The organism is Paraburkholderia phenazinium, assembly GCF_900100735.1.
Lineage (GTDB): Bacteria > Pseudomonadota > Gammaproteobacteria > Burkholderiales > Burkholderiaceae > Paraburkholderia > Paraburkholderia phenazinia.
This window is the reverse complement of record NZ_FNCJ01000001.1, coordinates 460,078-486,978: the sequence shown is the minus strand read 5'-3', so window position 1 is coordinate 486,978 and position 26,901 is coordinate 460,078. Positions and strand designations below refer to the sequence as shown.

Genomic DNA, 26,901 nt, shown 5'->3' with positions numbered 1-26,901 from the left:
GCCTGCTGCTGTGACGCGCCTTGGCTATCCGGCCGATGTTCAGTTGGGAATTGCCGGGCTATGATCGGCTGCCTTATCGAACAATCACGCTGTACGAGGAGACACGATGAAGAATGCAGCAGGGGTCCTGATCGTAGCGCTGCTGGGTGCTGCTGGCGGTGTAAATATAGCGAGCGCGCAAAGCGCTTCCGTGACGCCCTCCAACGCGCCCGGCGCTATGGCTGGCGGCGGCGCCACGCCCGCGCCGGCGCGGCTTGACGAGATTCTGGCGCGCGGCACGTTGCGCGCCTGCACGACCGGCGACTACAAGCCGTACTCGTTCTACAAAGGCGACGGGCAATTCGAAGGCATCGACATCGACATGACCGAGTCGCTCGCCAAGTCGCTGGGCGTGAAGGCCGAGTACGTGAAGACCTCGTGGCCCAACCTGATGAACGACTTCGTCGCGAAGTGCGATATCGGCGTCGGCGGCGTCTCGCCTACCCTCGAGCGGCAAAAACGCGCCTTCTTCACGCAGCCGTACATGGTCGACGGCAAAACGCCGATCGTGCGCTGCGACGACGTGAACAAGTATCAAACCGTCGCCGAGATCGACCAGCCGTCCACCCGTGTCATCGTCAACCCGGGCGGCACGAACGAGCGCTTCGCCAGGCAGTATTTCCCGCACGCCAACCTGACCGTCTATCCGGACAACGTCACCATCTTCAAGCAGATCCTGGCCGGCAAGGCCGATGTGATGGTGACCGATGCGTCCGAGACTTTGCTGCAGCAAAAGCTCAATCCTGGGCTGTGCTCGGTCCACCCGGACAAGCCATTCCAGTACGGTGAGAAAGCTTGGCTGCTGCCGCGCGGCGATGTGGTGTTCCAGCAGTACGTGGATCAGTGGCTCCATCTCGCCCGCGCTACGGGGGAATACCAGGCTATTTCGGATAAATGGTTGAAGTGACGGCTTAGGGTTCCGGCTCACCGCCACAATCCTGTAACCGTACCTCTGCATGTAAGCCGGTAGCGAATAGCCCGGTCGCCGTGGCTGATTTCTGAGGTCGGGCACGGCGCTGACCCGCTGGTGCCCGAGAGTGCGCTGCAGCGTGACGGGCGTGTTCTTCTTGCAGCCGCTCAGTTTAGCGGCCTCGATTGGCCTCCCGCAGGCACCTATCCAGCGGGCATAACGCGGCGCCAACCGTGTATTCATGCAGTGAAAACTGAACCAGAAGCGGTGCATGATGCACCGCGACTAGCATTGACCGACCCCATGGAACAATCGTTCGAAACATCGGTATTAATTACATTTTAAACGCCTTTCAATGGCAAAAAGTCCCGCAGAGCCTTATCTGGCGGGCGTTACAACCTGAAACACTTTGTTACCGCGTTGGCAGAGTTATTCGCCCACAATGCCCTTCAACGGTTTCAACACGGATGTGGCTGGGTGCGTGGTGTGAGCGGATACGATGCACTTGCCGGTCGGCGTCACGCCGAAGCCCTGGAAAGGGGCATCCCTGCTGGGGCCGTGGTCGACGCATGTGCGTTTGCCCAGTCGGTTCCTCCAATGGTCTCCTCGCGCTAACCCCGTAGCGTGTGGTTTTTAGCGGGCTCCAGGCCCGCTTTTTTTTTCTCTGGCCAAACGTTTGCGCGCTGCTCAGATGAGCCTCGCCTGGCTACTCCAGCCGGGCTTCGCAAACGGTGGTTATCCCCTCGCTTATCTGGCGAGATCCAGCGGCGGCGTCACGGATTGATTGCGTGACGTCACCTCTGGTTCGCGCCGGTTCGCTTCTGTGCCGTATCCTTAGGCCGTCTTGTCTTCCTTGACCTGCAGCTCCTGGATCATCCGCTCGCGCATCACGAACTTCTGCACCTTGCCGGTCACCGTCATCGGCAGTTCATCGACGAAACGGATGTATTTCGGCACCTTGTAGTGCGCAATCTGGCCACGGCAGAAGTCCTGAATCTCTTCGGCGCTCGCCTGCTCGCCGGCGCGCAGCACGATCCACGCGCACACCTCTTCCCCGTACTTCGCGTCCGGCACGCCGAACACCTGCACGCTCTGGATCTTCGGATGGCGGAACAGAAACTCCTCGATCTCACGCGGGTAGATGTTCTCGCCACCGCGAATCAGCATGTCCTTGAGGCGGCCGACAATGTTGCAATAGCCATCCGCATCGATCGTGGCGAGATCGCCGGTGTGCATCCAGCCGTCAACGATGCTTTCGCGCGTCTTGGCCTCGTCGCCCCAATAGCCTCGCATCACCGAGTAACCCTTGGTGCACAACTCGCCCGTCTCCCCGACCGGCACGATATTGCCGAGCGCGTCGACGACCTTCACTTCGAGATGCGGCTGGATGCGGCCCACCGTCGAGGTGCGCTTGTCGAGCGGGTCGGTGGTCGAACTCTGGAATGAGACCGGACTCGTTTCCGTCATGCCGTAAGCGATCGTGATTTCGGCAAGGTGCATCTGGGACACGACCTTTTTCATGGTCTCGATCGGGCACGGCGAGCCGGCCATGATGCCGGTTCGCAGACGCGACAAGTCGAAGCGCGCGAAGTCCGGATGATCCAGTTCGGCGATGAACATGGTCGGTACGCCGTGCAACGCCGTGCATTTTTCCTCGGCGACGGCGGCAAGCGTCGCAGCCGGATCGAAGGCTTCGCCGGGGAACACCATGTTGGCGCCGACCGAGACGCAGGCCAACACCGCCAGCACCATGCCAAAGCAGTGATACAGCGGCACCGGAATGCAAAGGCCGTCCTGCTCGGACAAACGCATCGCCATCGCGATGTAGCGGGCGTTATTGACGACGTTGCGGTGCGTGAGCGTCGCGCCCTTCGGATTGCCGGTCGTGCCGCTGGTGAACTGGATGTTGATCGGATCGTCGGCCGACAGCGTGGCGGCGATCGCATTCAACTTCGCGGTATCGAGGGTGGCGCGTCCCTGCTCGATGACGTCTGAGAAGCTCAACATGCCCGACACGCCGCGATCGGTCATGCGGATCACGATGCGCAGATCCGGCAGGCGAGCGGCATGCAGATCGCCGGGCGTGTGCGTCGCCAGCTCGGGCGCCAGCTCCTCCAGCATCTGCAGATACATCGACGACTTGAAGCGCTCGGCGGCGATGATCGCCTTGCAGCCGACCTTGTTTAACGCGTACTCGAGTTCGGCCAACCGGTAGGCGGGATTGATGTTGACCAGCACGGCGCCGATCCGCGCCGTGGCGAACTGCGTAAGCAGCCACTCGACCCGGTTCGGAGACCAGATGCCGACCCGGTCGCCCTTGACGATGCCGAGCGCGAGCAGCCCCGCCGCCAGCACGTCGACCTCTTGCGCGAAGACCTCCCAGGTCCAGCGGATGCCCTGCTCGCGGAACACCACGGCGGGCCGGTTGGCGAAGCGGCGCGCGGTATCGAGTAGAAACTGTCCGACCGGCGCATCGCTCAACGGAATATCGGTCGAACCGCGTACGTAGGACAGCCCGTTCTTCGGTTCAATCAGTGCGCCTTCACCCGACGCGTGCGTTGCCATGGTGTTGTCTCCCTGAGCGGATTGTCGCTCTCTGTTAAGCATCGCGAGGCCTGCCGCTTCGCGCCAGGCACCCGTTGAGGTCATCAATACGGGGGGGCCAGCCAGTTCCTGGGGCGTAAATTTGAAGCCGATTGTGCGCTCGGGTACGAGCGTGCGGCATCAAGTGTTACCCGCAGGGACCTTCGTCATATCGCGGCACGGGCCAAAAGCCACAGGTCACGAGCATGGGCTGGCTTCCCTTTCCGTAAACGTCAATTGTGGCCGAAAAAAAAGCAGCCGGTCAGGCTGCTTTTTCCCTAATGCTTGCGACTCGCTTAGTGCTGACCGCGCAACTTGCGCAGACGCTGGATCGCAGCGAGCTGAGCCGTCGCATACGCGAGTTCCGCCTGAGCGGTTGCGTATTCGAGGTTCGAACCCGTGTTCTGCAGCGCTTCTTCGGCACGCTTGCGCGCGTCTTCGGCCTTGGCTTCGTCGAGGTCCTTGCCGCGGATTGCCGTGTCGGCCAGAACCGTCACTGCACCTGGCTGGACTTCGAGAATGCCGCCGGCGACGAACACAAACTCTTCTTCGCCGTTTTCAGCTTCGATGCGCACCGCACCCGGACGAATCCGCGTGATGAGCGGCGTGTGGCCCGGCAGAATGCCGAGTTCGCCCGCTTCGCCCGGCAGCGCCACAAATTTCGCCTGACCCGAGAAGATCTGCTCTTCCGCGCTGACGACGTCTACTTTAATGGTTGCCATATCGACTCCTTCCAGGTTGAGCGTGATGCGTTCGGCGCGATTCTGACGTTACCGCGAAAACCGCGCCTCGTTGCCTACACTCAAACCGTTACTGGATCTTCTTGGCCTTTTCGAAGGCTTCGTCGATCGTGCCGACCATGTAGAACGCCTGCTCCGGCAGATGATCGCACTCACCGCCGACGATCATCTTGAAGCCGCGGATCGTTTCCTTCAGCGGCACGTACTTGCCCGGCGAGCCCGTGAACACTTCAGCGACGTGGAACGGCTGCGACAGGAAACGCTGGATCTTACGAGCGCGCGCGACGGCGAGCTTGTCTTCCGGCGCCAGTTCGTCCATGCCCAGAATCGCGATAATGTCGCGCAGTTCCTTGTAGCGCTGCAGCGTTTGCTGCACGCCGCGCGTGATCGAGTAGTGCTCTTCGCCAATCACGTTCGGGTCGATCTGACGCGAGGTCGAATCGAGCGGGTCGACTGCCGGGTAGATACCCAGCGAAGCGATGTCACGCGACAGCACGACGGTTGCGTCCAGGTGGCCGAAGGTCGTAGCCGGCGACGGGTCGGTCAAGTCATCCGCAGGGACGTACACGGCCTGCACCGACGTGATCGAGCCAGTCTTGGTCGACGTAATACGCTCTTGCAGCTTACCCATTTCTTCAGCCAGCGTCGGCTGATAGCCCACTGCCGACGGCATACGGCCGAGCAGTGCCGACACTTCGGTACCGGCCAGCGTGAAACGGTAGATGTTGTCGACGAAGAACAGCACGTCCAGACCTTCGTCACGGAAATGCTCAGCCATCGTCAGACCGGTCAGCGCGACACGCAGACGGTTGCCCGGCGGCTCGTTCATCTGGCCGTACACCAGCGCGACCTTGTCGAGAACGTTCGAGTCCTTCATTTCATGATAGAAGTCGTTCCCTTCGCGGGTACGCTCGCCAACACCGGCGAACACGGAATAACCACCGTGTTCCTTAGCGATGTTGTTGATCAGTTCCATCATGTTCACGGTCTTGCCCACACCGGCGCCACCGAACAGACCCACCTTGCCGCCCTTGGCGAACGGGCAGATCAGGTCGATAACCTTGATACCCGTTTCGAGCAGTTCGGTCGACGGCGACAGTTCGTCGAACGCCGGAGCCTTCTGGTGAATGCCGCGCGTGACGTCCGAGTTGATCGGACCCGCTTCGTCGATCGGACGGCCCAGCACGTCCATGATCCGGCCGAGGGTCGGCTTGCCGACCGGCACGCTGATCGGCTTGCCGGTGTTCTTCACCGTCGTGCCGCGGCGCAGGCCGTCGGATGCACCCAGACAGATGGTACGGACAACGCCGTCGCCCAGCTGCTGCTGGACTTCGAGGGTCAGTTCCGAACCGTCGAGAATGAGCGCGTCGTAAATCTTCGGCATGTGCTCACGCGGGAATTCCACGTCGATCACCGCGCCGATGCACTGTACGATCTTGCCTTCTACCAAAGCAGTAGTACTCATCGCTTTTCCTTTAGATACTCAATTCTTCACTCGCGCAAAGGCGCAGTTTCGATGGGGCTCGCCGCATTTGAGCGCGCGCCTGACCGTTACGGTCAGACCGCAGCGGCGCCACCGACGATTTCCGACAGTTCTTTCGTGATCGCGGCCTGACGGCTCTTGTTGTACACGAGCTGCAGTTCGTTGATGACCGTCTTCGCGTTGTCCGAAGCGGCCTTCATCGCGACCATCCGTGCCGACTGCTCCGACGCCATGTTTTCCGCGACGGCTTGATACACCAGCGCTTCCACATAACGCACGAGCAACTCGTCCACCACTGCCTGTGCGTCCGGCTCGTAGATGTAATCCCACGACGTGCTCGGTACCGTGCCGTCCTCTTCCGTGCGCTCGAACTGGTCTGCCGACAGCGGCAGCAGTTGCTCGATCACCGCTTCCTGCTTCATCGTGTTGACGAAGCGCGTGTACGCCAGGTACACCGCGGAAATCTTGCCTTCCGAGTACATGTCGAGCTGCACCTTCACCGCGCCGATCAACTTCTCGAGGTGCGGCGTGTCGCCCAGATGCACGACGTTCGACACAACCTTCGCACGCAGGCGGTTCAGGAAGCCGAGACCCTTGGTGCCGATCGCCGTTGCTTCGATCGACTTGCCCTGGCCTTCCAGTTCCTTGAACTTCTGCAGCGCGGCGCGCAGCACGTTCGTGTTCATACCGCCGCACAGACCCTTGTCGGTCGTGACGAGGATGATGCCAGCCGTCTTCGCACCTTCGTTCGACACCATGAACGGGTGACGATACTCGGGGTTCGCACGGCTCATGTGCGCAGCGATGTCGCGGACCTTGTCGGCATACGGGCGAGCAGCGCGCATGCGCTCCTGAGCGCGGCGCATCTTCGATGCGGCCACCATCTCCATCGCTTTCGTGATCTTGCGCGTGTTTTGCACGCTCTTGATCTTGCCGCGAATTTCCTTCATTCCAGCCATTGCTTACTCCTTTGTCGGCCCGAGTTACCGCTTTAGCGGTTACTCGGGTCCCATGCAAAGCGTCGGCCCGAGTTAGCGCTTTGGCACCACCCGGGTCCCATGCAAAGCGTTCGAAGCGGCGCGGGGGCATTCACATGCGGCCCGCGCCGCTTCATGGTCCGTTTATGCCTTGCGGGTCACTCGCGGATCAATAAGCGCCGGACTTCTTGAAGTCTTTGAGGGCAGCGTGCAGCGTGCCTTCGTCGTCCTTCGAGAGTTCCTTGGTGTCTTCAATGCGCTTGATCAGGTCAGCGTGCTTCGACTTCAGGTAATCACGCAGGCCCTTTTCGAACGGCAGCACTTGTGCGACTTCCAGATCGTCGAGGTAACCGTTGTTCGCAGCGAACAGCGCAACGGCCAGTTCCCACACTTGCAGCGGCTGATACTGCGGCTGCTTCAGCAGTTCCGTCACACGGCGGCCGCGCTCCAGCTGCTTGCGGGTGGCTTCGTCGAGGTCCGAAGCGAACTGCGCGAACGCAGCCAGTTCACGGTACTGAGCCAGGTCGGTACGGATACCGCCCGACAGCTTCTTCACGACCTTCGTCTGAGCCGCACCACCAACGCGCGACACCGACACGCCGGCGTTAATTGCCGGGCGGATACCTGCGTTGAAGAGGTCGGTTTCCAGGAAGATCTGGCCGTCGGTAATCGAGATCACGTTCGTCGGAACGAATGCGGTCACGTCGCCTGCTTGCGTTTCAATGACCGGCAGTGCCGTCAGCGAACCGCTCTTGCCCTTCACTTCGCCGTTCGTGAACTTCTCGACGTACTCTTCCGAGACGCGAGCCGCACGTTCCAGGAGACGCGAGTGCAGATAGAACACGTCACCCGGGTAAGCTTCACGGCCCGGCGGGCGGCGCAGCAGCAGCGAGATCTGACGGTATGCCCAGGCTTGCTTGGTCAAGTCGTCATAAACGATCAGCGCGTCCTGGCCGCGATCGCGGAAGTATTCGCCCATCGAGCAGCCGGCGTACGGTGCGAGGTATTGCATCGCAGCCGATTCCGAAGCCGAAGCGGCCACGACGATGGTGTATTCCAGCGCGCCGGTTTCTTCGAGCTTGCGCACCACGTTCATGATCGACGAAGCCTTCTGGCCGATCGCGACGTAGATACAGAACAGGTTCTTGCCCTTCTGGTTGATGATCGTGTCGACAGCCACAGCCGTCTTGCCGCACTGGCGGTCGCCAATGATCAGCTCGCGCTGGCCACGGCCAACCGGCACCATTGCGTCGATCGACTTCAGGCCGGTCTGGACCGGCTCCGACACCGACTTACGCCAGATCACGCCCGGTGCAATCTTTTCGATGGCGTCGGTGTGCTTCGCGTTGATCGGGCCCTTGCCATCGATCGGGTTGCCGAGTGCGTCGACCACGCGGCCGAGCAGTTCCGGACCCACCGGCACTTCGAGAATGCGGCCCGTCGTCTTGACGATGTCGCCTTCCGAAATGTGTTCGTATTCACCCAGAATCACGGCGCCGACCGAGTCGCGCTCGAGGTTCAGCGCGAGACCGTAGGTGTTGCCCGGGAATTCGAGCATTTCGCCCTGCATCACTTCCGACAGGCCGTGGATACGCACGATACCGTCGGTCACGGAGATCACGGTGCCCTGGTTGCGAACGTCTGCGCTCGCTTCAAGGCCCTGGATCCGGCTCTTGATCAGCTCGCTGATCTCAGAGGGATTGAGTTGCATTATTCGCTCCTGATAGTCAATTCTGTTGCGTGCCAGCCGCTTCAGCGCTTCACGCGCTTCAGGCCGTCAGAGCCGTCTGCATGCTGGCAAGCCGCGCGCGGACCGAGGTATCGAGCACTTCATCGCCGACCGTCACACGCACGCCGCCGATCAGCGACGAGTCGACCTCGACCACCGGCTTCAGCTTGCGTTTGAACTTGTGTTCGAGACTGGCGACGAGATCGTTCAACTGCGCGCCTTCGAGCGGGAATGCGCTGACGATCAGCGCATCAGCCGCGCCTTCGCGCGCGTTCTTCAACGCTTCGAACTGCGTGGCGATTTCCGGCAGCAAGGGCAGGCGGTGGTTGTCCACCAGCATTTGCACCAGATTCTTCGCTTGGGCGTTGTCCTTGAGCGGCGACTTGACCGCGGCCAGCAGCAGTTCGCTGACCTGGGCGCGGCTTACTTTCGGGCTCGTGGCGATCGACAGCACTTCGGGCAGACGCGCAACCTGTGCCAGCTCCTGCACGAGCGTGGACCAGGCGGCGATGTCACCAGCTTCGGCCACGCCAAACAGCGCTTCTGCGTACGGACGGGCGATGGTTGCAAGTTCGGCCATGATCAGAGCTCGGCTTTCAGTTGATTCAGCAGGTCAGCGTGAGCTGCCTGGTCGACTTCGCGCTTCAGGATCTGTTCAGCGCCCTTGACGGCGAGTGCAGCGACTTCGCCGCGCAGCGCTTCACGCGCCTTGACGACTTGCTGGTCTGCATCGGCCTTCGCTTGCGCGAGAATACGGGCGGCTTCAGCTTGGGCCTGGGCCTTGATTTCGTCAGCGAGGGTCACTGCGCGCTTTTCGGCGTCAGCAATGCGTTGCTGACCATCGTTGCGTGCCTGTGCCAGTTCCTGGTCGACGCGCTTGTGCGCGGCTTCCAGTTCCGCCTTGCCCTTTTCAGCGGCAGACAGACCTTCGGCGATCTTCTTCGCGCGCTCGTCGAGGGCGTTGACCAACGGCGGCCACACGAACTTCATCGTGAACCACGCGAGGATCAGGAACACGACCATTTGCGCAAACAGGGTTGCGTTGAGATTCACGGTGTTTCCTTAAACGTTGCTAGTTCGGAAAGTGAAACGGCAAGGCGCTCATCGATTCTGTATTCGATCAGCGCCCAAGTGCCCGTTCCGCCCTGCGCCTTTACCAGTTATAGCTCAGGCGCAAACTTCCGAGGAACCTCAGCCTGCCAGCTTCGACAGCAGCGGGTTCGCGAACGCAAACAGCATTGCCACACCAACGCCAATCAGGAACGCCGCATCGATCAGACCAGCCAGCAGGAACATCTTGGTTTGCAGCGGGTTCATCAGTTCCGGCTGACGAGCGCATGCTTCAATGTACTTGCCGCCCATCAGGCCGATACCGATACAGGCGCCGATAGCACCCAGGCCGATGATGATGCCGATACCGATGGCGGTCAGACCCTGGATGTTGGCGATGAAAGCTTGCATGATCACTCCTTTGTGAAAAGTCTTTTGAAAACTAGGATTTAAAAAACCAAAAAGCTAAAGCGATTCGTTGTTCGACAGCGCAGGTTAGTGCTTGTCGTGTGCCTGGCCGAGGTACACCAGCGTCAGCATCATGAAAATGAACGCCTGCAGCAGCACGATCAGAATGTGGAAGATGGCCCACACGCTGCCGGCGATCACGTGGCCGATGAAGCCAAGCACCGTCGTGTCCGCGCCGAAGCTCCAGATGCTGCCCAGGAGGGCAATCAGCAGGAACAACAGTTCGCCCGCGTACATGTTGCCGAACAGCCGCATGCCGAGGGAAACCGTCTTTGCGACGAACTCGATGATGTTCAGTGCCAGGTTCGGGATCCACAGCAGGGGATGCGCGCCGAACGGAGCGGACAGCAGTTCATGAATGAAGCCGCCAGCGCCCTTGATCTTGAAGTTGTAGTAAATCATCAGCACGAACACGCCGAGTGCAATGCCGATCGTGCCGTTCAGGTCGGCCGTCGGAACGATGCGGTGGTGCGGGATGACTTGCGAGAGACCCAGCCAGCCGATCACACGGCCCGGCAGGTCGACAGGGATAAAGTCGAGCGAGTTCATCAGGGCAACCCAGACGAACACGAACAGCGCGAGCGGCGCAATGAACGTGCGGCTGCCGTGAATCATGGACTTCGATTGGTCTTCGACCATCTCGACCAGCATTTCGATCGCGCACTGGAAACGGCCAGGCACGCCGGAAGTCGCCTTACGGGCAGCGAGATTCAGGATGAAGATGGTGAGCAGGCCGCAAACGATCGACCAGAACAGGGTGTCGAGATTCCAGACGTGGATATCGAAAATCGACGTCTGGTGCGCGGTGGAGAAGTTCTGCAAGTGGTGCGCGATGTACTCGGACGGATCCATCGCGCGCGTTCCTTCGCTAGCTGCCATATCGTTAATGCCACCCAAATTGTCGAAAATCGTTCGGGGCTGCTCCCGCGCAATAGTGTATTGCGGGAACACGCCGGCGCAGGTCATGTCTTACCCGCGCGCCGTTTTGCCGGCGCCGCGCGCCAGCCTGTATTTTTTGCGTTACTTCACCGCTCACCGCCAGGCGAGCGCGATCCAGTACGTCTTCAATGCAATGAGGTAGGTCACGAGCAGCGGAACCCAGCGTACGTCGTGATACCAGAAAGCGATGGCTACAAACATCGCGATCGTTGTCCCCATCTTGAGCGCTTCGCCGAGTACCCAGCTCATCACTGTTTCGGCGCCGCTCAGTGTTCTTAGGCGTGCCGCGAACATCGCACCCGGCACCCAGCAGATCGCTCCCCCCAGGAACGCGGACAGCGCAGCAGCGCCCGGCGGCTTGTAGAACAGCCACCACACCAGCGTAACACCCAGGGACAAAACCATTTGCGCTATCACGACCTTGAAAGGCGTGACACGCGATGGACGACTCACATTCGGACCGAACAGCTTTTCTGCTTCAGCCCGCGTGAGCGGAACGATATTGTTATCTTGCTGCTCAGCGTCCCACGCATCGTCATGTGTAAGGGGCTGACCCGACACAGCGGAAAACTTGCGTTCTGCGCGGTGTTCGTCGCGCCCATTTTGCGGCGCTTGATTCGACGTTTTGACCGCCATCGCAGTGTTCCGAAAGTCTGGTGCCGCCCATCAGCTTACGAGACGCTTACGGGGTTGCCGTGCAATTAAATCCGGGCGATTGTAAGCGATAGTTGCAGGCAATTCAAGACTTTAGGCCGTTCAATAACCCGTGTGAAAAGGCGCGCCATGATGCGGGAAAACCCGTTTCGAAGGTCAGAGGACGTCAAATGTAAGGCTGCTGGGCGATGGCGAAAAATGCGCGATGAATCGGCCTGATTGACGAGGGATGACTAGCACGAAGGACGCTCTCGCGTCCGTGTCAAATATGCAACAACAGCCAGCCGCCCACTGCTGCTGCGACCAGCCAGAACGGCACGGCGTAAAGGTGAAACGGCAACCACATGCCGCGCTGCTTCGACAAACGCACGGCGATCAGATTGGCGAGCGATCCAATCGCGATACCGAAGCCGCCCACGCTGACACCGAATGCCAGGGCACGCCAGTCCTTGGTGAACTCGGCGAGCATGATCGCTGCCGGGACATTGCTGATCCCTTGCGACAGAACGGCCCCTGCGGCAAAAGCGCGCAGCGACGTAGAAAGGCCCAATTGGCCGACCACCTCATGCACCCACGGCAGCGCCGCGACGCTGCGCAACACGACGAACATGAACACGAAGATCAGCAGCAGCAGCCAGTCGATCTTCAGCACGATCTCGCGGCGCCACAGCAGGAAGCCGCCCATGACGCCCACGAGTCCGATGCCGGCATGGTGCGAGTCGGCCAGCAGCACGAAGGCGACAAACAGCAATGTGGCGACGCCGACTAGCCGCCGGTCGACATCGTGGGGGACGGCGTCTTTCGAGAGATCAAGCGGCGTTGCGCGGAAGCTGAACGCCGCCAGCAGGTAAAGCATCGCCATCAAGGCGGCGCACAATTGAGCCAGGCCCCAGACGAAGCCGCCAAATGAGACGCCGCTGGTTTGCCAGAGAAAAAGGTTTTGCGGATTGCCGAGCGGCGTCAGGACCGAGCCCGCATTCACCGACAACGCGATGAAGATCACAAGGCGCTTGAGCGGCAGCGGCGTGAGTTCATGCAACGACAAGGTGAGCGGGACCACAACGAACAATGCGACGTCATTGGTTAGCAATGTAGAGAGCGCTGCCGCCAGCCCGATCAGTAAAAAGGCGAGGCCCCGTTCCGAGTGGATGGAGTGGATGACACGGTGCGCCATCCACATCAGGAATCCTGATAATTCGATGGCCTTGGTTAAGATCAGGAGTCCTGCTAGTGTCAGGACGGTTTGCCAGTCCACGAGCCCCGGCAACGAGCGCCACGGGCGCGGGTGCAGGCACTGCAGCGCGATCAGTGCGACGACGAGAACCGACAGCACCGGCTCTTTCGTCGCAAGGGCGATCAGCTTTCGCAGCGGGCTACTTCTGGCGGTTTCGGACTCGCGCGCGGCAAACGTCACAACGCTCTACCGCTCAGGCGGTGGCGCTGCCGCGCAGGCGGACGAGGATGCCCTCGAGCGCGTCGAGGTCGCCGAAGTCCACCAGCACCTGGCCGCGTCCGCGGCGGCCGAGCTTGATCTTGACCGTTGCGGCCAGCAGATCCGACAACTCTTCTTCGAGGCGGCGCGTATCGCGGCCGCCGTCGTTGTTCGCCTTCGCCTTGACCGCCGGCACCGCCTTGGTGGTCGTGGTCACCAGCTTTTCGGTTTCACGCACCGACATGCGCTTGTTGACCACCTGGTTGGCGAGCGTGATCTGCGTGGCGGCGTCCACCGCCAGCAGGGCGCGGGCATGGCCCATGTCGAGATCGCCGGCCAGCAGCATCGTCTGCACGGGGCTGGCCAGATTCAACAGACGCAGCAGGTTCGACACCGCACTGCGCGAGCGCCCTACCGACTCGGCCGCCTGCTCATGCGTAAAGCCGAATTCGTCGAGCAGGCGCTGGATGCCCTGCGCCTCTTCCAGCGGATTCAGGTCTTCGCGCTGAATGTTCTCGATCAGCGCCATCGCGGCTGCGGCCTGATCGGGCACATCCCGCACCAGCACCGGCACTTCGTCGAGGCCAGCCAGACGCGCCGCGCGGAAACGCCGTTCGCCGGCGATGATTTCGTACTTGTCCGCCGAGACCGGGCGCACGAGGATCGGTTGCATCAAGCCTTGCGCGCGAATGCTCGCGGCCAGTTCCTGCAGCGCGCCTTCGTCCATGCGCGTACGCGGCTGGTACTTGCCGGCCTGCAGCTTGCCGAGCGGCAGCACGTGCGGCGCGCTGTCGATCTTCACCGCCTCGGTGATGTCCGCGCTACCGCCGAGCAAAGCCTCCAGCCCGCGGCCCAATCCCTTCTTTCTTGCTACTGCTGCATTCATCGTGCTTCCTTTCAGGAAAACGCCGGGCGGTCCCATTTATCCATGCTCGCGCGTCAGATCGCGCGTACCCGTTCAATCATTTCCGCGCCGAATTGCACATAGGCCTGCGCGCCGCGCGAGGCCCGGTCGAACACCACGCCCGGCAGCCCGTAGCTCGGCGCCTCGGCAAGACGGACGTTGCGCGGAATGACGACGTCGAACACCTTGTCGCCAAAGTGCTCTTTCAATTGATCCGAGACCTGTTGTTGCAGCGTGATGCGCGGATCGAACATCACGCGCAAGAGGCCGATCACCTTCAGATCGCGGTTGAGGTTTGCGTGCACCTGCTTGATCGTATTGACCAGGTCCGACAGCCCTTCCAGTGCGAAGTACTCGCACTGCATCGGGATCACCACGCCATGCGCGGCGCACAGACCGTTGAGGGTGAGCAGCGACAAGGCCGGCGGGCAGTCGATCAGCACAAAGTCGTATTCGCCTAGCACCAGCGCCAGCGCGTCTTTCAACTGACGTTCGCGATTCGGTACATTGACCAGTTCGACTTCGGCACCCGCCAGCTCGCGGTTGGCCGGCAGTACATCGTACGAGACCGCTTCGGGCCGCACGCGGGCGTCGGCCACGGCCACGCCATCCACCAGCACTTCGTAGACGGTATTCGCACAGGCAGCCTTGTCGATACCGCTGCCCATCGTGGCATTACCCTGCGGGTCCAGGTCGATGAGCAGGACACGTTGTCCCTGCGATGCGAGGCTCGCGGCGAGATTGACCGTTGTCGTCGTCTTGCCGACGCCGCCCTTCTGGTTCGCAACGCAGAAGATTTTTGCCATCGTTGGTGTGTCCCTTTTTGCTGCCTGGATGAATTGGAATGCTTTTGTGTTCGGTTCGCCGTGGCTCAACTCGCGGCTGAGCTATCACCGTCCAGCACCACCTCGACGAGATGGCGTTCGGCGTCGAGCGCCGGCACCTTGAGCCGGATGATCTGTTTCGCGTGGGAGCCTTGCGGCAGCCGTTCGATCTCGCCGTCGGGGCGCACACCCTTCATGGCCCAGATCGCGCCCTGCTCGGCAACCAGATGACGGGCCAGTGTAACGAAATCCGCGAGCTCTGCGAATGCGCGCGAGACGATTACATCAAACTTTGCCGGCACTTCTACGCCAGGCTTCAGCGTTTCGACGCGGCCGGTCACCACCGAGAGGTTGGTCAGGCCGAGTTCCGCCTTAGCTTGTGCCTGGAATGCTGTCTTTTTGTGAACGATGTCGTTGAGCGTCACCGTCCAGTCAGGCAAGACGATCGCCATCACGATGCCCGGCAGCCCACCGCCGGAACCGACGTCGAGCGCAGACGACGGACCGAGACCGCTGAGATGCGGCACGATGGAAAGCGAATCCAGAATGTGCTGAATCAGCATTTGCCGCGGATCGCGGATGGCCGTGAGGTTGTACACGGCATTCCACTTGGCGAGCAAAGCAACATAGTCGAGCAGCTTGCCTTGCTGGGCATCGCTCAGATCGAGGCCCAGTTCCTGGACACCCTCGGTGAGCAACGCCCCCAGCGCTTCCCTGCTGTCCGCGCCGCCGAACCCCTTCTGCCGAGCCGTCATTGCGTCACCGGCGTGGAGTCGGTGCCGCTATCGGCGGTACCGGCGGGTTTGGTCGAGCGACGGCCGAGACCACGCTTCAGGTGAACCATCAACAGCGAGATCGCAGCCGGCGTGATGCCGGAAATGCGCGATGCCTGGCCGATGGTTTCCGGGCGGAATTGAGTCAGCTTCTGGCGTGCCTCGAAAGAAAGACCGCGCACTTCGGCGTAGTCCAGCCCTTCCGGCAAACGGGTGTTCTCGTGCGACTCGTTGCGCTCGATTTCCCCAGCCTGACGCTCGATATAGCCTTGATACTTGATGCCGATCTCGATCTGTTCCTTGATCTGCGCCAGCAGAACCTCGTCGTCAGCCAAGATTTCGGCCGGTGCACAGGCGCCTTCGCGCAAACCGCATACGCCGTCATACGTCACACCCGGACGGCGCAGCAGATCGGCGAGGCTGTATTCATGGTCGATTGGCTTGCCGAGCAAGGCGGTCGCCTCTTCCGCGGACAACGACTTCGGATTCACCCACGTCGTACGCAGGCGCTCTGTTTCACGTGAAACAGCGTCGCGCTTGCGGCTGAACGCATCCCAGCGGGCGTCATCCACCACGCCGAGTTCGCGGCCAATCTCCGTCAGACGCATATCCGCATTGTCTTCACGCAGGCTCAAGCGATACTCGGCACGGCTCGTGAACATCCGGTACGGCTCCGATACGCCTTGCGTCACCAGATCGTCGACCAGCACGCCGAGGTAAGCCTGATCGCGGCGCGGGCACCATGCATCCCTGCCCTGCACATGCAGACCCGCATTGATCCCAGCCAGCAGACCTTGCGCCGCGGCCTCTTCATAGCCGGTCGTGCCATTGATCTGGCCGGCGAAGAACAGCCCGTTGATCACCTTGGTTTCCAGCGATGCCTTCAGGCCGCGCGGATCGAAATAGTCGTACTCGATCGCGTAGCCCGGACGCAGAATGTGCGCGTGCTCGAGGCCGACCATCGAGCGAACCAGTTCCAGTTGCACATCGAACGGCAGGCTGGTGGAGATCCCGTTGGGGTAGAACTCGTTGGTCGTCAGGCCTTCCGGTTCGAGGAAGATCTGGTGCGATTCCTTCGACGCGAACCGGTGGATCTTGTCCTCAATCGACGGACAATAGCGCGGCCCTACCCCTTCGATGACGCCCGTGTACATCGGCGACCGGTCCAGCCCGCCGCGGATGATGTCGTGGGTACGCTCGTTGGTATGCGTGACCCAGCACGGCACCTGACGCGGATGCTGCTCGACGCGGCCCAGAAACGAGAACACTGGAACCGGATCCAGATCGCCCGGCTGCTCTTCGAGCTTCGAGAAATCGATCGTGCGGCCGTCGATACGCGGCGGCGTCCCCGTCTTCAGCCGGCCTTGCGGCAGTTTCAGCTCCTTGAGACGCGCCGACAACGACACCGCAGCTGGATCGCCCGCACGGCCACCAGTGTAGTTGTTGAGACCCACGTGAATCTTGCCGTCGAGGAAGGTTCCAGCCGTCAGCACGACAGCGCGTGAGCGGAAGCGAATCCCGACCTGCGTCACCGCTCCCACTACCCGGTCGCCCTCTACCATCAGGTCATCCACTGCCTGCTGGAATAACCAGAGGTTCGGCTGATTCTCGAGGCGATGGCGGATGGCCTGCTTATACAGCAGTCGGTCTGCCTGCGCGCGGGTTGCCCGCACGGCAGGACCTTTAGACGAATTCAAGATGCGGAACTGGATACCGCCCTCGTCGGTGGCTGCGGCCATCGCACCGCCGAGCGCATCGACTTCCTTCACCAGATGGCCCTTGCCAATGCCGCCAATCGACGGATTGCAGCTCATCTGGCCGAGGGTTTCGATGTTGTGCGTCAGCAGGAGCGTCTTGTTGCCCATGCGAGCGGAAGCCAAGGCGGCTTCGGTGCCGGCATGGCCGCCGCCAACGACGATTACGTCAAATTCTGTGGGAAAAAGCATCGCGGATCTCACGCCGGGACACCGCGTGAACCTTCTAAGGAAAATGTATGGGCGAATTATAGCGGGTTCGCTTTTGGCCCGAATTTCGTCCGAATGGCCAAGGCACAAAAAAAGCGGTGTGTTTCACGTGAAACACACCGCTCGATTCCCTGCAAACCGTTGAAGCAGAAGGCTTTACGCCACCTTCTTCGTTAAACCGAGATAGGTTTCGATCACGCGAGGATTCTGCGCCAGATCGGCCGCCGGCCCCTCGAGCGCCAGCTCGCCAGTCTCCAAAACGTACCCGTAGTCGGAAATCTGCAGGGCCGCGCGCGCGTTCTGCTCGATCAGTAGCGTCGCCACCCCGGTCTGACGCAGCGCGCTAATGATGTGAAAAATCTCCTTCACGATCAGCGGCGCGAGCCCGAGGCTCGGTTCGTCGAGCATCAGTAACTCTGGTTTGCCCATCAGCGCCCTGCCCACTGCCAGCATCTGACGCTCGCCACCGGACAACGTCCCGGCTGCCTGCTTGCGACGCTCCTTCAAGCGCGGAAACAGCGTAAAGACCGGTTCAAGCTGGTCGAGATAATTGCGCTCACCCGCCCGCTTGCGCCGATACGCCCCCAGCACCAGGTTGTCTTCGACACTCATCGTCGCGAACAGCTCACGCTTCTCCGGGACCAGGCACATGCCACGCGCCACCCGCTTTTCGACGGGTACCGCGCTGACATCCTCGCTGTGATAGACGATCGCACCCTTTGCATGACCGGTCACCGGCAACGCGCCCATGACCGCGTTCAGCAGCGTCGACTTCCCCGCTCCGTTCGGACCAATCACCGAGACAATCTGCCCCGGCCTAACCTTGATACTGGCGCCATGCAGCGCTTCGACCTTACCGTAGCGGACCGATAAGCCCTCTACGTCCAGGATCGGCACGGCGGAATTCATCATCGTTCTCATCAGTCCACCCCACCCAGGTATGCTTCGAGGACCGCCGGATCTTTCTGCACCTCCTCCGGCAAGCCTTCCGCGATCCGCGTCCCAAACTCCATCACCACCAGCCGGTCCGTCAGATTCATCACGAAATCCATGTCGTGTTCGACCAGCAGCACGCTCATCCCCTCTTCCTTGAGCTTGCGCAGCAAGCCGGCGAGCTGCTGCTTTTCCTGATAGCGCAGACCGGCCGCCGGTTCGTCGAGCAACAGCAGCGTCGGGTCGCAGCACAGGGCACGGGCGATTTCCAGAATCCGCTGCTGCCCCAGAGCCAGACTCCCCGCCTCGTCGTACATATGGGCCTCAAGTCCCACGCGGCGGATCTGCCGGGCCGCTTCCGCCATCAGACGCCCTTCTTCCGCACCGTTCAGCTTGGCGACACTGCGCCAGACACCGGCATGACCGCGCAGATGCGCGCCGATCGCCACGTTCTCCAGCACGCTCATGCCGGGCAGCAGCTTGACGTGCTGGAACGTGCGGCCAATGCCACGCTTGACGATCTGACGCGAGGTCAGCGCGTCGATCCGTTCGCCGCGGAACGTGATCTCGCCGCTGGTTGCCCGCAGCACGCCGGTCACGAGGTTGAAGGTGGTCGACTTGCCCGCCCCGTTCGGTCCAATCAGGCCGATGATCTGCCCCGCCTTCACCTCGAAGCTGACGTCGTTCACCGCCACCAGACCGCCAAACTGCTTGCGCGCCTTATCCACGGTCAAAAGCGTTTCACCGGCCGCCGGCTTGCTGCGCTGCGGCAACGGCTCAGCCTGGTCCGGCACATGAGCCTGCGGTCCACGTGGAAAGAGGCGCGCCACGAACGGCCACACACCCTGCCGCGCGTACTGCAGCAGCAACACCATCAGCACGCCGAACACAATCACTTCGAAGTTACCGCTCTCCCCCAGCAGCTTGGGCAGCAACGTCTGCAGGTAGTCCTGCAGGATGGTCAGGATCGCCGCACCGAGCACCGCGCCCCAGACGTGCGAGACGCCACCCACCACCGCCATGAACAGAAACTCGATGCCGTGGTTCAGACCGAACGGCGTCGGATTCACTGCGCGCTGCAGATGCGCGTAGAGGAAACCGGAGATAGACGCCAGCACGGCGGCGTAGATAAAGATCACCACGCGCATCCATGCCGTGTTGACGCCCATCGCTTCTGCCATCGCGCCGCCGCCGCGCAGCGCGCGAATCGCCCGACCGGGCCGGCTATTAAGCAGGTTCTGAACGGACACCACCGCGCCGAGCACCACCACCCAGATCAGGTAGTAGATATGGCGTCCCGATTCCAGGTTGATGCCGAACACGTTGAGCACAGGAATGCCGTTGATGCCGTCGTACTTGCCGAGAATGTCCAGATTGCCGAACAGGTAGAACAGCGCGAGCCCCCACGCAATCGTGCCGAGCGGCAAGAAATGTCCTGAGAGCCGCATCGTCACTGCGCCGAGCATCAGCGCGATCAGCGCGGTCAGCACCACGCCGACGATCAGCGCGAGCCAGGGCGAAACGCCGTACTGCGTCGTCAGAAACGCGGTCGTATAGGCGCCGACGCCGACAAACGCCGCCTGCCCAAAGCTCGTCATGCCGCCGATGCCCGTCAGCAGCACCAGACCAATCGCCACGATCGCATACAGGCCGATGTAATTGAGCAGCGTCACCCAGTACTCGGGCACATGAAGCGGCTGCGGCAGCACCGGCAGCGCGAACATCACCACGAGGAACAACCAGAAGAACTTGTTTTGCATGATGCGTTTCATCGTGTCACTCCTCGTCCTCTTCCGCGTGCGGGCTGGCAAGACTGCGCCACAGCAGCACCGGGATGATCAGCGTGAACACAATGACTTCCTTATAGGCACTCGCCCAGAACGACGAATACGACTCCAGCAGGCCCACCAGCACCGAGCCGGCAGCCGCGAGCGGATAGCTGACCAGCCCGCCGATGATGGCCCCCACAAAGCCCTTCAGACCGATCAGGAAGCCGGAGTCGTAGTAGATGGTGGTCAAGGGTGCGACAAGGATGCCGCACAGCGCTCCGAGCCCTGCTGCGAGCGTGAACGCGAGCCTGCCGGCCTGAGTCGTGCCGATGCCGACCAGCCGTGCGCCGACGCGGTTGACCGAAGTCGCGCGCAACGCCTTACCCGAGATCGACCGGTCGAAGTAAAGATACAGCGCCACGATCAACACCACCGCCGTGCCGACCACCCATACGCTCTGCCCGGAGATCGACAGACTGCCCAGGTTGAAGGTGGCGTCCGAGAATGCGTTGGTGCGCGAGCCTTCCGCTCCGAACATCACGAGACCGAGGCCGACCATCGCAAAGTGCACCGCCACCGCCACGATCAGTAGCAGCAGCGTCGTGCCCTCGGCGATCGGCTCGAAGGCCAGGCGGTACACGAACGGCCCCATCGGAATCACGATCAGCAGCGTCAATGCAATCTGCGCGAGCATCGGCAAGGGTTGCGCGAACAGGCCATGCGTCACCGCATAGACAGCGGCCGGAAACAGCAGGTATTTCGCTGCGAGCATCACCAGCGTGCGGGCCGCTTGAGTGCGCCGCTCCGGATGCCGCACGAGCCCCGCGGTCTCGACCACGAAGCACGCTGCCCCCATCGCCATCAGCAACCAGCACGTGGCCGGAAACTTCTGCGACTGTAGTGCCGCGAGCGTCAGCGCGCCGTACGAGACGAACTCGCCCTGCGGAATGAAGATGACCCGCGTCACGGAAAACACCAGCACCAGGGCGAGCGCGAGCAACGCGTAAATCGCCCCAGTGGTGATGCCGTCCTGCGCGAGGATCGCCGCAATAGATAGATCCATACTTCCTCGTCCTGAAACGTCGAAATCGACCGCAATAAGTTGCATGGGAAACCGTCATGGCGGGAGATGACGGCAAGACAGACAGCCCGCCGGAAAGCAGCGCAGTTCGACTGCGGCACAGCGGCACGACCCGTGCGCCGCACCGCACCGTTTATGAGCACGGTGCGGTGCGGCGGTTCAGGTCATTGTCATCGAACAGAATGGCCGTGCGGCGTCATCCACCGCACGCTGTGCGCGAGGGACGCAAGAGACGCGTGCCTCGCGCGATGAAACGCGTTACTCGGCTTGCAGCTTCCACTTGCCGTCGACGACCTCGACGATCACGCGTGCGCGGTTGTCGAGGCCGTTGTGATCGGTCGCCGTGGTGTTCATGATGCCGTGCGAGAGCGGCAGTTCCTTGACGTTGGCAAGCGCGTCACGCAATGCCACACGGAACGCCTCGGTGCCCGGCTGCCCCTTCTTCAACGCCTCCGGAATCGCCCGCTGCAACATCTGGCCGGCATCCCATGCATGACCGCCGAAGGTCGCCACCGAGCCCACGCCATACGCCTTCTCATAGGCGTTCTTGTACGCCTCGGACGACTGCTTCACCGGATTCGAATCCGGCAACTGGTCAGCCACCAGAATCGGGCCGGCCGGCAGCAGCTCGCCTTCGCAGTCCTTTCCGCACACGCGCAGGAAATCGTTGTTGGCGACGCCGTGGGTCTGATAGATCTTGCCCTTGTAGCCGCGCTCTTTCAGCGTCCTGGCAGGCAGCGCCGCCGGCGTGCCGGAACCGGCGATCAATACAGCATCGGGATTCGCGGACATCGTCTTCAGCACCTGGCCGGTGACGGATGCATCGGTGCGGTTGTAGCGCTCATTGGCGACGAGCTTCAGGTGATGTGCGGCCGCGGCGGCGCTGAACACGGTGTACCAGCTCTCGCCATACGCATCCGAGAAGCCGATGAAGCCGACCGTCTTGACGCCGTGCTTCTCCATATAGCCGGCGATCGCATCGGCCATCAGGCTGTCGTTCTGCGGCGTCTTAAAGGCCCATTCGCGCTTCGCATCCATCGGCGCGATGATCGCCGCCGAAGCCGCCAAAGAGATCATCGGCGTCTTGCCTTGCGAGACCACGTCGAGCATCGCCAGCGAATTCGGCGTGACCGTCGAACCGATAATCGCGTCGACGTGATCCTCGTCGATCAGCTTATGCGTGTTCTGTACGGCCTTGCTCGTGTCGGATGCGTCGTCGAGCACGATGTATTGCACGCTCTTGCCGCCAATCTCCTGCGGCAGCAATGCAATGGTGTTCTTCTCGGGAATCCCAAGCGACGCTGCCGGTCCCGTTGTCGAGAGCGTCACCCCGATCTTTACCTGCGCCAGCGCCGCGCTCGTACCGCATACCAACGCCAGCGCGATGGCCGTGCGTGCCCACTGCTTTGTCTTTTTCATTGCCTGTCTCCAAACGCTTGATGCGCCTATCTGTTATCCGGCTCGTGGGCCGAGTGTCTGAATCTATTGGTCGGGTTCTGATGTGCCTAGCATGGTTTTCCCTGCAGCCGTCGCACGCCACGGACCCGCCATCTCGCGCGTGCAACAAAAAAGGCGCGTCAACTGCACGCGCCTTGTGTCTGGTTCAGATTCGCTAATTCGCCTTCGCTCAGCAGCAGCCGACGAGATCAAACGTACCGTCGAGCCCGTGCGCCATGACGCGCGCCCGCTGCTCCAAACCCGTTGAGTCGTTCGCGCTCATCTTGCAGATGTCATGTGAAGCCGGCATGTCGGCTGCAATCAATGCCGCATTCATTGCCCACCATGCCGAATTCATCCTGCTTCTCATGCTGCCCCGTGATTCGTTTGAAGGTGAATCTGCCTAAATAAACCCCGACTCAACGGTCGGTGAATGGCGAGTGTAGCGGACGCAAGAGGCCTGCGGCAAGCGTTTTGCAAGCCTCAGAGGGGTAAACAGCGGGGTCGGCGGCGCTAAAAAATAAGGGCCGAGTGATCAGGAAAAATGCGTGGGAAAACCGGCGGAAAATGCGCAGAACGAAGCAGAGGAAAATACGAAAAACAGAATTGCCGGCTTTATGAAAAGACAAATAAAAAGCGCTGTTGGATCAATATCCAACAGCGCTTTCGTCTGGGCACTTAGTGCCTCATTGTCTCCTCGTTCTCCACCTGCAAATTCGGTGTTCATCAGAACTGCGTGAAGATTAAACAACCGCTCCCTTCCGGACAACTAGCATTTACCCTAGTGGTGCATCGCAGCACTGTATTGGGGCAGATGTGAAGCATCTAGAGGCAGCCTGGGCTCGCCAATCGCGCGGCCCTATTTATTCGCCTTTATATCGGACACCGAAGCACTTTGACCTGTTAAAGCTCATGCCCGCAGCGGCCGGACCCGCGCCACGATCTCGCCGACTATCCCGCGCCGGAACGCCAGCACACAAGCGATAAAGATCAGGCCCGTCACGATGGTGGCCGATTCGCCCAGCGAATTGAACCATTGCACCCCGGTCACCGATGCCAGCGCGCCGCCGATGTCACCCAACCGGTCTTCGAGCGCCACAATCAGCGCCGCACCCAGCAGCGGCCCGAACAAGGTGCCCATGCCACCCACCAGCGTCATCAGGATCACGAGGCCCGACATGGTCCAGTACGCGTCGCTCAAGGTTTCGAAGCCGAGCACCAGCACCTTCAGCGAACCCGCCAGCCCGGCGATGCCTGCCGACAACACGAAGGCGAGCAGCTTGAAGCGGTCGGTATCGTAGCCGAGCGAGACCGCCCGCGGCTCGTTCTCCTTGATGGCCACCAGCACCTGGCCGAACGGCGAGTGCACGATACGCACGATCAGCAGGAACATCAGCACCATCACCACCAGCACGACGTAGTAAAGCACCACATCCGACGACAGGTTCAGCAAGCCGAACAGCTTGCCGCGCGGCACGCCCTGCAGGCCGTCTTCGCCCTGCGTGAACGGCGCCTGCAGAAACACGAAGTAGACCATCTGCGCGAGCGCGAGCGTCACCATGGCGAAGTAAATGCCCTGACGCCGGATGGCGAAGATGCCAACAATCAGCCCGAGCAAGGTCGCCGCCGCCGTGCCGGCGAGCACGCCCAGTTCCGGCGAATAGCCGAGCGTCTGGATCGCATAGCCGGTGGTATAGCCGGCCATGCCCAGAAACATGGCGTGCCCGAACGACAACAAGCCCGTGTAGCCGATCAACAGGTTGAAGGCCGCGGCAAACAGCGCGAAGCACAGCACCTTCATCACGAACAACGGATAGATGCCAATGAACGGCACTGCAATCAGCACGAGCAGCAGCAGGCCGTAGAGCGCTTTTCTTTGCATCACTTTTCCTTGCCGAAAAGACCCGCCGGGCGCACCAGCAACACCAGCGCCATTATGACGAAGACGACAGTCGCCGACGCTTCGGGGTAGAACACCCGCGTGAACCCTTCGATCACGCCGAGCAGCAAGCCGGTGAGAATCGAGCCCATGATCGAGCCCATCCCGCCGATCACCACCACCGCGAACACGGTGATGATCATCGGCTGCCCCATCAGCGGCGACACCTGGATCACCGGGGCGGCAAGCACGCCGGCAAACGCCGCAAGCGCCACGCCGAAGCCGTAAGTCAGCGTGATCATCAAGGGCACGTTGACGCCGAACGCCTCCACCAGTTTCGGGTTCTCGGTGCCCGCGCGCAGATAGGCGCCGAGGCGCGTCTTCTCGATCACAAACCACGTGGCGAAGCAGACCACCAGCGAAGCCGCCACCACCCATGCCCGGTAATTCGGCAGGAACATGAAGCCGAGATTGGTTGCGCCGGAGAGCGCCTCGGGCACATCGTAGGGTTGGCCGGACGAGCCGTAGATCGAACGGAATACGCCCTCCACCACCAGCGTAAGCCCGAAGGTCAGCAAGAGGCCGTACAGGTGGTCGAGCTTGTACAGCCAGCGCAGCATCGAGCGTTCGATCAGAATGCCGAACGCGCCGACCAGCAGCGGCGCGAGCACGATCATCACCCAGTACGGCAGGTTGAAATACGACAGCCCCATCCACGTGAGCATCGCGCCAAGCATGAACAACGCGCCGTGCGCGAAGTTGATCACGTTGAGCAGGCCGAAGATGATCGCGAGGCCGAGGCTGAGGATTGCGTAGAACGAGCCGTTCACGAGCCCGAGCAGCAATTGGCTCAGCATCGCCGAGAGCGGAATGCCAAAGATTTCCATTGAACCCCTTAGCCCTTAACCCTTAAACCATCGTCAAGGTGAGATCGAGACGCGCGCGATGCGGCCACGCGCGGCTCCCCAAACACAGTCCGCGCGCAGTATGAAGAACGCTTGCGCCTGCCACGCCGTGAAGAACGCTTGCGCCTGCCACGCCGCCCTGGGCCGGCGGGCAGACCGCTTTATTAGCCACGCTTCATTTCCACAACGCGCAGCGCGTTTCCGCCTTGGTCGTGAACGCCTGCTCGCCCGGAATGGTCGCAGTGATCTTGTAGTAGTCCCACGGTTCTTTCGATTCGGCCGGCGTCTTCACCTGCATCAGATACATGTCGTGAATCATGCTGCCGTCCTCACGGATGTAGCCCTTGGCATAGAAGTCGTCGATCTTCGTCTTCTTCAGTTGCGCCATGATCTTGTCCGGGTCGGTCGAGCCGACCGTCTGCACCGCCTTCAGATAGGTCATGGTGGCCGAGTAGTCGGCGGCCTGCAGGCTCGACGGCATCTTCTTCATCTTGTCGAAGTAGCGCTCAGACCACTTGCGTGCGGTGGCGTCCTTGTTCCAGTACCAGGAGTCGGTCAGCACGAGGCCTTGCGTCGTCTCGAGACCGAGGCTGTGGATATCGTCGATAAAGATCAGCAGCGCCGCGAGCTTCATGGTCTTCGTGATGCCGAATTCCTTGGCCGCCTTGATCGAGTTGATGGTGTCGCCACCGGCGTTGGCGAGGCCCAACACCTGTGCCTTCGACGCCTGCGCCTGCAGCAGGAACGACGAGAAGTCCGACGCCGACAACGGATGCCGCACTTCGCCGAGCACCTGGCCGCCATTGGCCTTCACCACGTCCGACGTAGCCTTCTCAAGCGCCTTGCCGAACGCGTAGTCAGCCGTCAGGAAGAACCACGTCTTGCCGCCCTGCTTGGTCACCGCCGAACCGGTGCCCTTGGCGAGCGCAGTCGTGTCGTACGCGTAGTGCACCGTGTACGGCGTGCATTGTTCATTGGTCAGCGTATCAGCGCCCGCGCCGATACTGATAAAGACCTTGTGCTTTTCGCCCGCCACCTGATTCATCGACAGACCCGTGGCCGAGTTGGTGCCGCCGATCAGCATGTCGACGCCGTCGCGGTCGAACCACTCGCGTGCCCGCGAGGCGGCGATATCGGCCTTGTTCTGATGGTCTGCGTACACGACCTGGATCGGCTTGCCGTTGACCTTGCCGCCGAAGTCGGCCACCGCCATGCGGATCGCTTCGAGGCCGCCCTGCCCGTCGATATCGGCGTACAGGCCCGACATATCCGTGATGAAGCCGATCTTGACTGCGTCGTCGGCGGCTCGCGCGCTACCCATCGTCAGCGCGGCGCTGGCCGCGGCTGCAAAGCAGAATGCCGAAAGTCGCGCGAGGGTTTTCATTTTCATTGCTGTCTCCTTGTTTCCTTGCTTGTGGTTATCAGAGG

Annotated in this window: 25 protein-coding genes; 2 read left to right on the top strand and 23 right to left on the bottom strand. The window is 61.4% G+C overall.

Annotated elements, in window-relative coordinates; translation table 11 throughout:
- Window positions 1-106 precede the first annotated feature (106 nt).
- Entirely contained in the window at window positions 107-946 is an 840-nt protein-coding gene (locus BLQ92_RS02220) for a transporter substrate-binding domain-containing protein (protein WP_090681196.1), read from the top strand.
- An 837-nt stretch (window positions 947-1,783) separates the two neighbouring features.
- On the opposite strand, the gene BLQ92_RS02210 is transcribed toward BLQ92_RS02220, so the two are convergent.
- From BLQ92_RS02210 to BLQ92_RS02120, 19 genes are all read right to left on the bottom strand, one after another.
- Window positions 1,784-3,514 carry an AMP-binding protein gene (locus BLQ92_RS02210; RefSeq protein WP_090681193.1) on the bottom strand — a complete coding sequence of 577 codons (1,731 nt, stop codon included), beginning with the start codon at window positions 3,512-3,514 and terminating at the stop codon, window positions 1,784-1,786.
- A gap of 314 nt (window positions 3,515-3,828) precedes the next feature.
- Complete coding sequence (locus BLQ92_RS02205) at window positions 3,829-4,254, bottom strand: F0F1 ATP synthase subunit epsilon (protein ID WP_011490288.1); 426 nt, start codon at window positions 4,252-4,254, stop codon at window positions 3,829-3,831.
- An 88-nt stretch (window positions 4,255-4,342) separates the two neighbouring features.
- Window positions 4,343-5,737 carry a F0F1 ATP synthase subunit beta gene (atpD, locus tag BLQ92_RS02200; RefSeq protein ID WP_090681191.1) on the bottom strand — a complete coding sequence of 465 codons (1,395 nt, stop codon included), beginning with the start codon at window positions 5,735-5,737 and terminating at the stop codon, window positions 4,343-4,345.
- A gap of 92 nt (window positions 5,738-5,829) precedes the next feature.
- Window positions 5,830-6,714: a F0F1 ATP synthase subunit gamma gene (atpG, locus tag BLQ92_RS02195; protein WP_090681188.1), complete on the bottom strand. Its 885-nt coding sequence runs from the start codon at window positions 6,712-6,714 to the stop codon at window positions 5,830-5,832.
- 187 nt (window positions 6,715-6,901) lie between these two features.
- Window positions 6,902-8,443 (bottom strand): F0F1 ATP synthase subunit alpha, encoded by a 1,542-nt coding sequence (gene atpA / locus BLQ92_RS02190; RefSeq protein WP_090681185.1) that lies wholly within the window; start codon window positions 8,441-8,443, stop codon window positions 6,902-6,904.
- Window positions 8,444-8,501: 58 nt separating this feature from the next.
- Window positions 8,502-9,041, bottom strand: a complete 540-nt coding sequence (locus BLQ92_RS02185) for a F0F1 ATP synthase subunit delta (RefSeq protein WP_090681182.1) — start codon at window positions 9,039-9,041, stop codon at window positions 8,502-8,504.
- A 2-nt stretch (window positions 9,042-9,043) separates the two neighbouring features.
- The gene (locus BLQ92_RS02180) at window positions 9,044-9,514 is read right to left on the bottom strand and encodes a F0F1 ATP synthase subunit B (protein WP_090681180.1); all 471 of its coding nucleotides are present in this window, start codon (window positions 9,512-9,514) and stop codon (window positions 9,044-9,046) included.
- Between the two features lie 138 nt (window positions 9,515-9,652).
- Window positions 9,653-9,922, bottom strand: coding sequence for a F0F1 ATP synthase subunit C (gene atpE / locus BLQ92_RS02175; protein WP_007180033.1), 270 nt, complete (start codon window positions 9,920-9,922; stop codon window positions 9,653-9,655).
- 84 nt (window positions 9,923-10,006) lie between these two features.
- Complete coding sequence (gene atpB, locus BLQ92_RS02170; RefSeq protein WP_090681872.1) at window positions 10,007-10,858, bottom strand: F0F1 ATP synthase subunit A; 852 nt, start codon at window positions 10,856-10,858, stop codon at window positions 10,007-10,009.
- A gap of 153 nt (window positions 10,859-11,011) precedes the next feature.
- Window positions 11,012-11,554: an ATP synthase subunit I gene (locus tag BLQ92_RS02165; protein WP_090681177.1), complete on the bottom strand. Its 543-nt coding sequence runs from the start codon at window positions 11,552-11,554 to the stop codon at window positions 11,012-11,014.
- A 280-nt stretch (window positions 11,555-11,834) separates the two neighbouring features.
- Window positions 11,835-12,986, bottom strand: coding sequence for an SLC13 family permease (locus tag BLQ92_RS02160; protein ID WP_425312405.1), 1,152 nt, complete (start codon window positions 12,984-12,986; stop codon window positions 11,835-11,837).
- Between the two features lie 13 nt (window positions 12,987-12,999).
- On the bottom strand, window positions 13,000-13,890 hold the full coding sequence (locus BLQ92_RS02155) for a ParB/RepB/Spo0J family partition protein (RefSeq protein WP_090681174.1): 891 nt from the start codon (window positions 13,888-13,890) through the stop codon (window positions 13,000-13,002).
- Between the two features lie 53 nt (window positions 13,891-13,943).
- Window positions 13,944-14,714, bottom strand: coding sequence for a ParA family protein (locus tag BLQ92_RS02150; protein ID WP_090681171.1), 771 nt, complete (start codon window positions 14,712-14,714; stop codon window positions 13,944-13,946).
- Between the two features lie 65 nt (window positions 14,715-14,779).
- Window positions 14,780-15,487 carry a 16S rRNA (guanine(527)-N(7))-methyltransferase RsmG gene (gene rsmG, locus BLQ92_RS02145; RefSeq protein WP_090681168.1) on the bottom strand — a complete coding sequence of 236 codons (708 nt, stop codon included), beginning with the start codon at window positions 15,485-15,487 and terminating at the stop codon, window positions 14,780-14,782.
- Window positions 15,484-17,451, bottom strand: a complete 1,968-nt coding sequence (gene mnmG / locus BLQ92_RS02140; RefSeq protein WP_090681166.1) for a tRNA uridine-5-carboxymethylaminomethyl(34) synthesis enzyme MnmG — start codon at window positions 17,449-17,451, stop codon at window positions 15,484-15,486. The genes rsmG and mnmG overlap by 4 nt, the downstream gene beginning before the upstream one ends.
- Before the next feature lie 174 nt (window positions 17,452-17,625).
- Window positions 17,626-18,378: an ABC transporter ATP-binding protein gene (locus BLQ92_RS02135; protein WP_175772087.1), complete on the bottom strand. Its 753-nt coding sequence runs from the start codon at window positions 18,376-18,378 to the stop codon at window positions 17,626-17,628.
- Between the two features lie 11 nt (window positions 18,379-18,389).
- On the bottom strand, window positions 18,390-20,174 hold the full coding sequence (locus BLQ92_RS02130; RefSeq protein WP_090681160.1) for a branched-chain amino acid ABC transporter ATP-binding protein/permease: 1,785 nt from the start codon (window positions 20,172-20,174) through the stop codon (window positions 18,390-18,392).
- Window positions 20,175-20,178: 4 nt separating this feature from the next.
- Window positions 20,179-21,234 (bottom strand): branched-chain amino acid ABC transporter permease, encoded by a 1,056-nt coding sequence (locus BLQ92_RS02125; RefSeq protein WP_090681157.1) that lies wholly within the window; start codon window positions 21,232-21,234, stop codon window positions 20,179-20,181.
- Window positions 21,235-21,510: 276 nt separating this feature from the next.
- Window positions 21,511-22,671 (bottom strand): ABC transporter substrate-binding protein, encoded by a 1,161-nt coding sequence (locus BLQ92_RS02120; protein ID WP_090681155.1) that lies wholly within the window; start codon window positions 22,669-22,671, stop codon window positions 21,511-21,513.
- A 254-nt stretch (window positions 22,672-22,925) separates the two neighbouring features.
- Between BLQ92_RS02120 and BLQ92_RS39820 the strand changes: the two genes are divergently transcribed.
- Entirely contained in the window at window positions 22,926-23,096 is a 171-nt protein-coding gene (locus tag BLQ92_RS39820) for a hypothetical protein (protein WP_175771955.1), read from the top strand.
- Between the two features lie 128 nt (window positions 23,097-23,224).
- On the opposite strand, the gene BLQ92_RS39170 is transcribed toward BLQ92_RS39820, so the two are convergent.
- From BLQ92_RS39170 to BLQ92_RS02105, 4 genes are all read right to left on the bottom strand, one after another.
- Entirely contained in the window at window positions 23,225-23,416 is a 192-nt protein-coding gene (locus BLQ92_RS39170) for a hypothetical protein (protein ID WP_143016497.1), read from the bottom strand.
- Between the two features lie 183 nt (window positions 23,417-23,599).
- Complete coding sequence (locus tag BLQ92_RS02115) at window positions 23,600-24,571, bottom strand: branched-chain amino acid ABC transporter permease (RefSeq protein WP_090681152.1); 972 nt, start codon at window positions 24,569-24,571, stop codon at window positions 23,600-23,602.
- Window positions 24,571-25,455: a branched-chain amino acid ABC transporter permease gene (locus BLQ92_RS02110; RefSeq protein ID WP_090681149.1), complete on the bottom strand. Its 885-nt coding sequence runs from the start codon at window positions 25,453-25,455 to the stop codon at window positions 24,571-24,573. Before BLQ92_RS02110 ends, BLQ92_RS02115 begins: the two co-directional genes overlap by 1 nt.
- 193 nt (window positions 25,456-25,648) lie before the next feature.
- Entirely contained in the window at window positions 25,649-26,863 is a 1,215-nt protein-coding gene (locus BLQ92_RS02105) for an ABC transporter substrate-binding protein (RefSeq protein ID WP_090681147.1), read from the bottom strand.
- Between the last annotated feature and the right edge of the window lie 38 nt (window positions 26,864-26,901).